Here is a 7837-nt window from a genome sequence, read left to right as displayed (position 1 = left end):
GCCGTGCACGGCCGCCGCGTAGCCGGTGGACAGATCGTCGAGCAGCACCGGAATCGAGCCGTCATCGACGACCATCCGGTGCAGCACCAGCAGGATGACGTGCTCCCGCTGGCTGTGCCTTGCGACGGTCAGGCTGGCCGGCACGGCGGCCGGCCGGACGCACCACCGGTCGATGACGCGGTCCCGGTCGGCCGGCGGGATCGCGCTGAGGTCGACGAAGGCCAGCTCCGCCCCGCGCTCGGCCACCCGCGGCTGCGGCCACCCGTCCTGCTCGACGAACGTGGTGCGCAGCACGTCATGCCGGCCGATCACCGCCTGCCAGGCGGCCCGCAACGCGTCCACGTTCAGCTCGCCGGTGACCCGGAACGCCCGGGACACGGTGTGCGCCGCGTCGGGAGCGAGCCGCTGCTGGAACCACAGCCCGTCCTGCGCCGACGATGTGGTGGACGAGGCGTCGCCTGCCATCGGGACCGACCGCCTCCCGCGTCACGCGGCCCGGCGAGTCTTGCCGGTGTCCGTGCCCTGGTCCGCAAACGGCACCGGCGCCGGAGCCGGTGGCACCTTTGCCGGGCCGAGCAACGACTTCCACAGCACGCGCAGCATGAAACCGGGGCGCTGCAACGACTCTGGCCGGTCGATGAGGCCGGCCGCGCGCATGTAGGCGGCGGCGACCTTCTTGTCCCTGGTCGCGGCGATCTGCACCCGCTTGAGGAACTTCTGCGCCATCCGGACCTGCAGCGGACGCTCACCCTCCACGCCGGGGAACGTGAGGTCGACCAGGTTGGTCATCTCCCACGGCGGGTCGATCACGTCGCGGGCCAGGTCGCGGAAGTAGTCGAGCGGCTTGGGCGCCGCGCCGGTGTGCAGGTGCTGTTGGATGGTCTTGGCCGACAGCGCCGCGACCGTCATGCCCTGGGCGTAGACCGGGTTGAAGCAGGTGACCGCGTCGCCGACGACCAGCAGGCCGTCCGGGAACCGGGTCATCCTCTCGTACCGGCGGCGCAGCGTCGTCGGGAACCGGAAGGCCACCGGCTCGTCGAGCGGCTCGGCGTACTTCAACGCCTCGGAGATCTCCGGCGCGGCAAGGGTCGCGACGAAGTCGTACAGGCCCTGCTGGTCGGTCGGCGGGTGGTCGCCGAGGATGCCGTACACGGTCATCTCGACCCGGCCGCCGTCGGTCTTGGTGAAGATCGCGCCGCGGGGCAGCTGCGGGTTGGCCACCGGGTTGATCGACAGGTCGCCGAAGTACGGGTCGCAGTGCAGCTTGTAGTGCTGGGTCACGTAGCCGAGGCCGACCTTCTTGCTCTCCTCCTCGACGGTCGGATAACCCAGCTGCTCCAACCAGATCGGGGTGCGCGAGCCGCGGCCGGTGGCGTCGACGACGAGGTCGGCGTCGAGCACCTTCTCCTGCTTCTGGCCCTGCTGCTGCACCCGGGCGCCGGTGACCCGGCTGTGATCGGCGGTCGTCGTCAGGCCCAGAATGTCGTGCTGCTCAACCAGCTTGACGTTGGGCAGCGCCTGGGTGCGCCGGCGGATGTGCTTCTCCAGCATGGGCCGGCTGGCCGACACGCAGGTCAGCCCGGCCTCCTGCTGCTGGATCCGGACGCCGTTGAAGTACCAGCGCACGTTGCCGCACAGGTCGCCGGTCGGCACGCCGTCTGCGAAGATCTCCTCGGTGATCCCCGGGTACAGCTCCTCCATGGTCAGCTGACCGCGGGCGAGCAACCCGTTGATGTGCCGGCTCTGCGGGCAGCCGCGGCGCGGTCCGTCCACTCCGGTCAGCACGTCGCGGTCCACGACGAGCACCTCGTCGTATGCGTCGGCGAGCACCCTGGCCGCGAACAGCCCGGCGAGACTCCCGCCGAGCACCACCGCGCGAGTCTTGGTCACGTCGCCCATCGGTTATCTCCTCGAAAAATCCGGACTGGTCACGGCTGCGTCGCAGCAGGGGAACTCCGTGGCAATTGGTCGCCACAGATTCAACGAATCTCCTAGAATCGTCCGCTCGATCGCTTCACGACGCACCTCCTGAAGTGCTCCATTGTGGAGCGTTTCGGCCTCATTGCAGCATCCACAATGGACATACGTGGGCGATCGGTCAGTGCTCGGTGTCTACGATGCCGAACCGGGCCTTGGCCAGCTCGCGGTTGGCCATCGTCTGCAGCACGACGGAGACCCCGGCGTGGCTCTGCAGCATGGAAAGGTCCCGCCACACCCGCTCGATGCGCTGCCCCCGGCTGACCGAGCTCGACCCGGCCGTTGGGAACAGGTACTGCTCCACGGCGGTCCAGCTCAGCCGGACCACCTCGCGGCAGATGGTGGCCAGCCGCCACTCCGCCTGCTTGGTGAACGCCGCCGGGCCCTGGGCGCACAGGTCCTGCCACTGCTGGATCGCGCCCTCGACGGCGGCCTCGGCGGCGGCCAGCTTGCCCGTGGCCTCGCCGTACCAGCGCTGGAAGTCCGGATCCTCGGCCCGGCCGACGATCGGCGGGAACGAGGTCGTCCTGGACTGCATCAGGTGCTCGTACTCGTCGAGCGCGCCGTGCGCGATGCCGACCGCGAGGCAGGCCGCCTCGAGCATCATGAAGCTGAGCGGGCCGCCGCCGTACTGCGGGCTGATGTGCAGCGAGACGCCCGGCGTCTGGTCGCTGACCGTGTACATGCTCATGTGCGTGTCGAGGGCGTAGTGGTCGGGGATGTGCGCGTCCTCGATCACGATGCTGTGCGAGCCGCTGCCCTTGAGGCCCAGCTGCTGACCCCAGTCGTCCAGCCGGCGGAATTTGTCGCGCGGCACGATGAACAGCATCGGCTCGGGCGGCTGGTCCTCGTCCCGCGTGACCAGCGCGTGGCCGATGAAGTGCGTGGCGTACGGGGCGCCGGAGCAGTAGCCCCACTTCCCGTTGATCACCCAGCCGCCGTCCGGGTGCGGCTGCGCCGTGCCACCCGGCATGACCGTCGCCGGGCAGATGAAGTCGCCGACGCTGAAGATCTCGTCCTGGGCGCGCTCGGAGAACACCGTGGCGGCGAACACCGAGTGCACGGCGCCGAGGCAGAACATCCAGCCCGTCGACGGGCAGCCCCTGGCCAGCGTCCGCACCACGCGCATGAACGTCTGGATGTCGAACTCGTAGCCGCCGTACCGCCGGGGCACCAGAATCCGGTAGAACCCCGCCTTGGAAAACGCCTCGTGGACGTCCGCGGCGTAGTACGTGCGCTCCTCCACCTCGGCCTGGCGCGCGACCAGCGTCGGGGCGATCGCCTCCGCGCGGGCGATGACCTCCGCTGGCGTGAGCTCCGGTTCGGGCGGCAGCGGATATCCGTTCGGGGGAACAATCGCCGTTACTGTCATCGCTGCGCAGTTCCTTTTGTCTCGAATGGCACGAAACCGTCGGTGCGGACGACACCCTCCCCAGGGTCACATCCGCCAAACCTCGGGCGCATCTCTAAAAGAGCGATGCAGGCGGCTTTCCTCACGCTGTACGCGAGGAAAGCCGCCTGCACGCATTCAGCGGGCCCTTGCGGGAACCTCGACGGGACGCTTGCGGGTCCGGTCCAGCCACCAGTGCAGGACGATGAGGTTGGTCACCCAGCCGACCCAGCGCGACGCCTCGGCGATGTAGTTGAAGTCGACCTCCTCGACCCACGGGGAGAACCAGATCCAACCCATCCCGATCACGAAGCCCCAGACGACAAGGCCCCACATGATCGCGAAGCTGTTGAGCATCCAGCGGCGATGCTCACGCCAGCGGCCCTGCCGGGCGCGGATGAACCCCATCACGGCGGCGATCGACCACAGCGTCGCCGACATCGTGACGCCGATCTTTCCGGCCGGGTAGGAGACTCCGGTCATCGCCAGCGCGAACCCCGCGGACGGCAGGGCGGCGAAGACGTAGATCCGGCCGCTGGTCCGGTGCACGACCGGGTACCGCCGGCGCAGCCACGGCCACAGCTGCAGGCACATCGTGATCAGCGCCACGCTGCCGAACAGGACGTGGCCGACGATCAGCCAGTAGTGGCCGTCGAACTTCAGCGGGATGCGCGACGCGCTCGGGTCGAAGGCGATCCACGGCGGCAGCTGGTAGATCAGGAACGCCGCGGCCGCGGCGAACATCGGAAGGACCCAGGGACGCCGCCAGAACGGCTTGGAACGGCGCGTCCGCACGGGCGGTGTGGATGGTTGAGGTTGCTCGGCTAACAGGTCGGCCTGGGAAGCCGGAGTGCCGACCCTCTCTAGTTCCTGCGTCACGGTAGAAGCTCCTGCTCCGGCGATGCACGACGTCGAGCCGTCTTGCGGCTCACGCGATGCGGATGACTGCGTTGGATACCGAAGTAGCGTCACATTCGGACGCCCCGGGCGCATCTCCCCCGTTGCCGAGACGCGTGGTGCCGACACACGAACGCACCGTCACATGTGGACGGTGCGTTCGTGGGACCGCGGAACGTGATCAGTCGGCGTCGGCGGTGTCCCCGGCCGGCTCGGCAGCGGCCTGACCGAACGGGGGAACGTGCCGCAGCCGCGTGGCCACGACCACCGACATCAGGGCGAGCAGGACGGCACCGATGGTGGCGACCGCGTGCACACCGGTGGTGAACGCGCTCTGCGCCGAGCCGATCACCGCGGTGGACACGTGCTCCGGCAGCTCGGCGGCGGCACTGGTGGCGCCGGCGAGGCTGTCGTCGGCCGCCGCGGCCGCGTCCGCGGGCACCCCGGATGGCAGGTCCAGGTTGGCACGGTAGACCGCGGCACCGATCGTGCCGAGGATGGCGATGCCCAGCGTGCCACCGAACTCGTTGCTGATCTGAGCGAGGGATCCGGCGGAACCGGCCTTCTCCTGGGGAGCAGAAGCGACCACCAGGTTGGTGCCGAGGCCGGCCATCGGGGCGCCGCAGAAGGAGAAGATGGCGAACCCGACGATCAGGACCGCGCTACCGGCGCCGGAGTCGAACTGGGTCATGAGGGTCATCGCGGCCGCCGTGCCGACCAGCCCGATCGCGATGACGTACGCCGGCCGGAACCGGTTGGCCAACTTCGGCGCGACCTGGAAGCCGATCGCAGCGGCGACCATGCCGGGCACCATGGCCAGGCCGGCCTGCACCGCCGACATCCCCTCCACGAGCTGGAAGTACAGCAGCATGAACATCATGAACCCGCCGCCGACCATGCTGTAGGACAGCTGCCCGCCGAGCGAGGTGCCGATCGTGCGGTTGCCGAACAGGCCGATGTCCAGCAGCGGGTCACTCAGCTTCTGCTGCCGGCGCACGAACACCACGCCGAAGATCAGGCCGACCACGAGCGACACCACGGGGAAGTCGTCCCAGCCGTGCCTGGCCAGTTCCTTGATGCCGTAGATGACCGGCAGCAACGCCAGCAGCGACAGCACCACGCTGGTCGGGTCCAGCCGCCCGGCCTGCGGGTTGCGGAACTCCGGCAGCAGCTTCGGGCCGAGGATCAGCATCAGAATGATCAGCGGGACACCGAGCAGGAACACCGAGCCCCACCAGAACGCGTCGAGCAGCAGCCCACCGATGACCGGGCCGAGAACCGCGCCGAGGGTGAACGTGCCCGCCCACACCCCGAACGCCGTGCCCATCTGCTTGGGATTGCGGAACATGGTGGCGATCAGCGCCAGCGTCGACGGCATCAGCGTCGCTCCGGCGATGCCGAGCGCCGCCCGCGCGATGATCAGCATCTCCGCGCTGGTCGAGTAGGCGCACACAATCGACGCCACGGCGAAGCAGGCCCCGCCGATCATCAACAGCTTGCGCCGGCCGATCCGGTCACCCAGGGTTCCCATAGTGATCAGGAACCCGGCCAGCAGGAAGCCGTAGATGTCCGTGATCCACAGCTGCTGGTTGGCGCCTGCGGCGAGGTCCGTCGCGAGGTTCGGCACCGCCAGCAGCAGAACGAATAGGTCAATGGCTACCACGAAAGTCGGCAGGGCCAGCACCACCAGCCCGAGCCACTCTCGCCTCCCGGCCATTGTCGGTGCATCATCAACAGCGGTCACCTTGCTGATCCCTTCGTGTTCGCCGGTCATCTTGTGTGTCCGACCAAACGCACTTCGTGCAACTCCTCCAGAAAGGCTCCCGTGCTCCGCCGCGAGATCGCATCTTCCAGATTGCGGTGCGCACCCACCGGCCGGTCGCGACCCGGGCGCCTGCCTGGCGCATCTCAGCTGTTCAGCGGCACGACATTCTCCAGATCGGCCGCCGAATAGGGCTCCACGTCGGTGTAGTACTCGACCCGGTGGCTGCTGTTGGGAATGCGGTCGGGCGTGCGCGGCCCGTCACCGAGAACGTAGGCGTTGTAGTCGTCGAGCAACTTCTGGGCGTCCGCGGTGGCCTTGGCGAACCGGGCCACCGGGTCGGCGCCGCGGGCCAGCACGTCGCCCATGGCGTGGGTCATGATGTCCTGCGCCCCGGCGAAGTCGCCGAAGAGCGCCCCCTCCGAGATCGGGTGCCCGGTCACCGCGTTGGCGCCCCGGTCGAGCACCCGCTCCGGGTACTCGTTGACGTGGTCGTAGGTCACCCGGTGGTACGGGTGCTGCTCGAACCAGCCCTCCTCCTCGAGGAGCTCGAACGACGCGTGGGTGATCGGCACGAAGCTGTTGGCCTTGTGCCGCTCGGCCGCGTTGCGCGGGTTGTGCAGCCACATCAGCAGGGCGAGCGCACCGTCCTCGGTGACCTCGTCGAGGTTGTTGGCCAGCCAGATGGACGTCCCGGCGACCGCGTTGCCGACGTAGGGCCCGTGGTCGTCGTAGGGGAAGATGCCCACCTTGATGTCGAACCCGCCCAGCTTCGCGGCGTGCACCATGTAGTTGACGTCGTTGGACGACGAGATCCGGATCGCCACGTGCTGGTCGGCGAACGCCTTCAGGGTGCCGGCCCAGTCCGGGATCTTGCCGGTGTAGAGGTAGTGGCGGTCCCGGTGCAGCTGCCGCCACCACTCGACCCAGTGCATCATCGCGTCGCTGGACAGGTCGACGGTGGTGGCCCGGCCGGTCCGGCCGTTGTGGTTGTCGGCGAGCAGGCCGCCCTGGAAGGCCAGCGCCTGCTGGAAGAACGTCCCGTGGTTGGACCAGGTGATCGGGTGCGACGGTCCGTCCGGGACCGCGGCGATCGCCTTGCACCAGGCGTTCACCTCGTCCCAGGTCTCCGGCAGCTCGGACAGCCCGGCCGCGCGGAGCAGATCGGCGTTGGCGTACAACAGGCTCGTCGTGCCGACCGACGGCAGCGAGGTGAGATCTCCCTGGTACGTGTAGTAGTCCCGAAACGCGGGGACCAGATCGTCGATCACGACCGGCTCGCCGAGGATCTCGGTGCGGCCGCCGACGGCCTGCTGCACCGACTTGTACAGCGGGCTGCCGTCCGGCGCGAGCGCGTCCCGGGCCACCGGGCTGGCGTAGAAGTAGTACTCGGCAAGCGCCGGCGTGCGCCCCTCGGCCACCGCCTCGGCCACCACCTGCGGGAACGTCCAGAAGTCCAGACCCTTGACCCGCACCTCGTACTCGGGATGGACCTGCTCGAAGTCCCTGCCCTGCTGGTGCCAGCGGTCCATCCAACCCGGGAAGCCAAGATCGGGCACCCAGACATCGAGGACGGTCCTACTCTTCATTAGATCTCCTCCTGCTGTCACGCACGCAGCAACCCGATCGCACAGACACTCGATGGTTTCGCGGCGGCCCGGCCGCCGCATCTCCCCGGTTGCTCGGCTCGAGCGATCGACGAGCAGTATTTGATAGCTCGGGATGTGTTTTCCAGCTCGGGCAAGGCTGTGTTTTCTAGCTCGGGCAAGGCCGCCGGGCGCTGTGCTTGTTAGCTCGGGCAAGGCCGCCGG

6 protein-coding genes are annotated in these 7837 nt (G+C 68.7%); all 6 read right to left on the bottom strand.

The features are described 5' to 3' along the window. The coding region (locus VGX25_RS34200) for a condensation domain-containing protein (protein ID WP_326922127.1) at positions 1-465 on the bottom strand (465 nt) is incomplete at its 3' end. Between the two features lie 21 nt (positions 466-486). Next, positions 487-1899: an FAD-dependent oxidoreductase gene (locus VGX25_RS34195; protein ID WP_326922126.1), complete on the bottom strand. Its 1413-nt coding sequence runs from the start codon at positions 1897-1899 to the stop codon at positions 487-489. A 199-nt stretch (positions 1900-2098) separates the two neighbouring features. After that, complete coding sequence (locus VGX25_RS34190; RefSeq protein WP_326922125.1) at positions 2099-3349, bottom strand: acyl-CoA dehydrogenase family protein; 1251 nt, start codon at positions 3347-3349, stop codon at positions 2099-2101. Positions 3350-3505: 156 nt separating this feature from the next. Further along, the gene (locus VGX25_RS34185; protein ID WP_326922124.1) at positions 3506-4162 is read right to left on the bottom strand and encodes a DUF2306 domain-containing protein; all 657 of its coding nucleotides are present in this window, start codon (positions 4160-4162) and stop codon (positions 3506-3508) included. A gap of 283 nt (positions 4163-4445) precedes the next feature. After that, positions 4446-5981 carry an MFS transporter gene (locus VGX25_RS34180; RefSeq protein ID WP_326922123.1) on the bottom strand — a complete coding sequence of 512 codons (1536 nt, stop codon included), beginning with the start codon at positions 5979-5981 and terminating at the stop codon, positions 4446-4448. 191 nt (positions 5982-6172) lie between these two features. Continuing rightward, entirely contained in the window at positions 6173-7615 is a 1443-nt protein-coding gene (locus VGX25_RS34175) for an ABC transporter substrate-binding protein (RefSeq protein ID WP_326922122.1), read from the bottom strand. Positions 7616-7837: the final 222 nt, after the last annotated feature.

The organism is Actinophytocola sp., assembly GCF_035942955.1.
Classification (GTDB): domain Bacteria; phylum Actinomycetota; class Actinomycetes; order Mycobacteriales; family Pseudonocardiaceae; genus DASYTH01.
The sequence above is the reverse complement of the archived record's forward strand: the minus strand, read 5'-3'. Positions and strand labels throughout refer to the sequence as shown.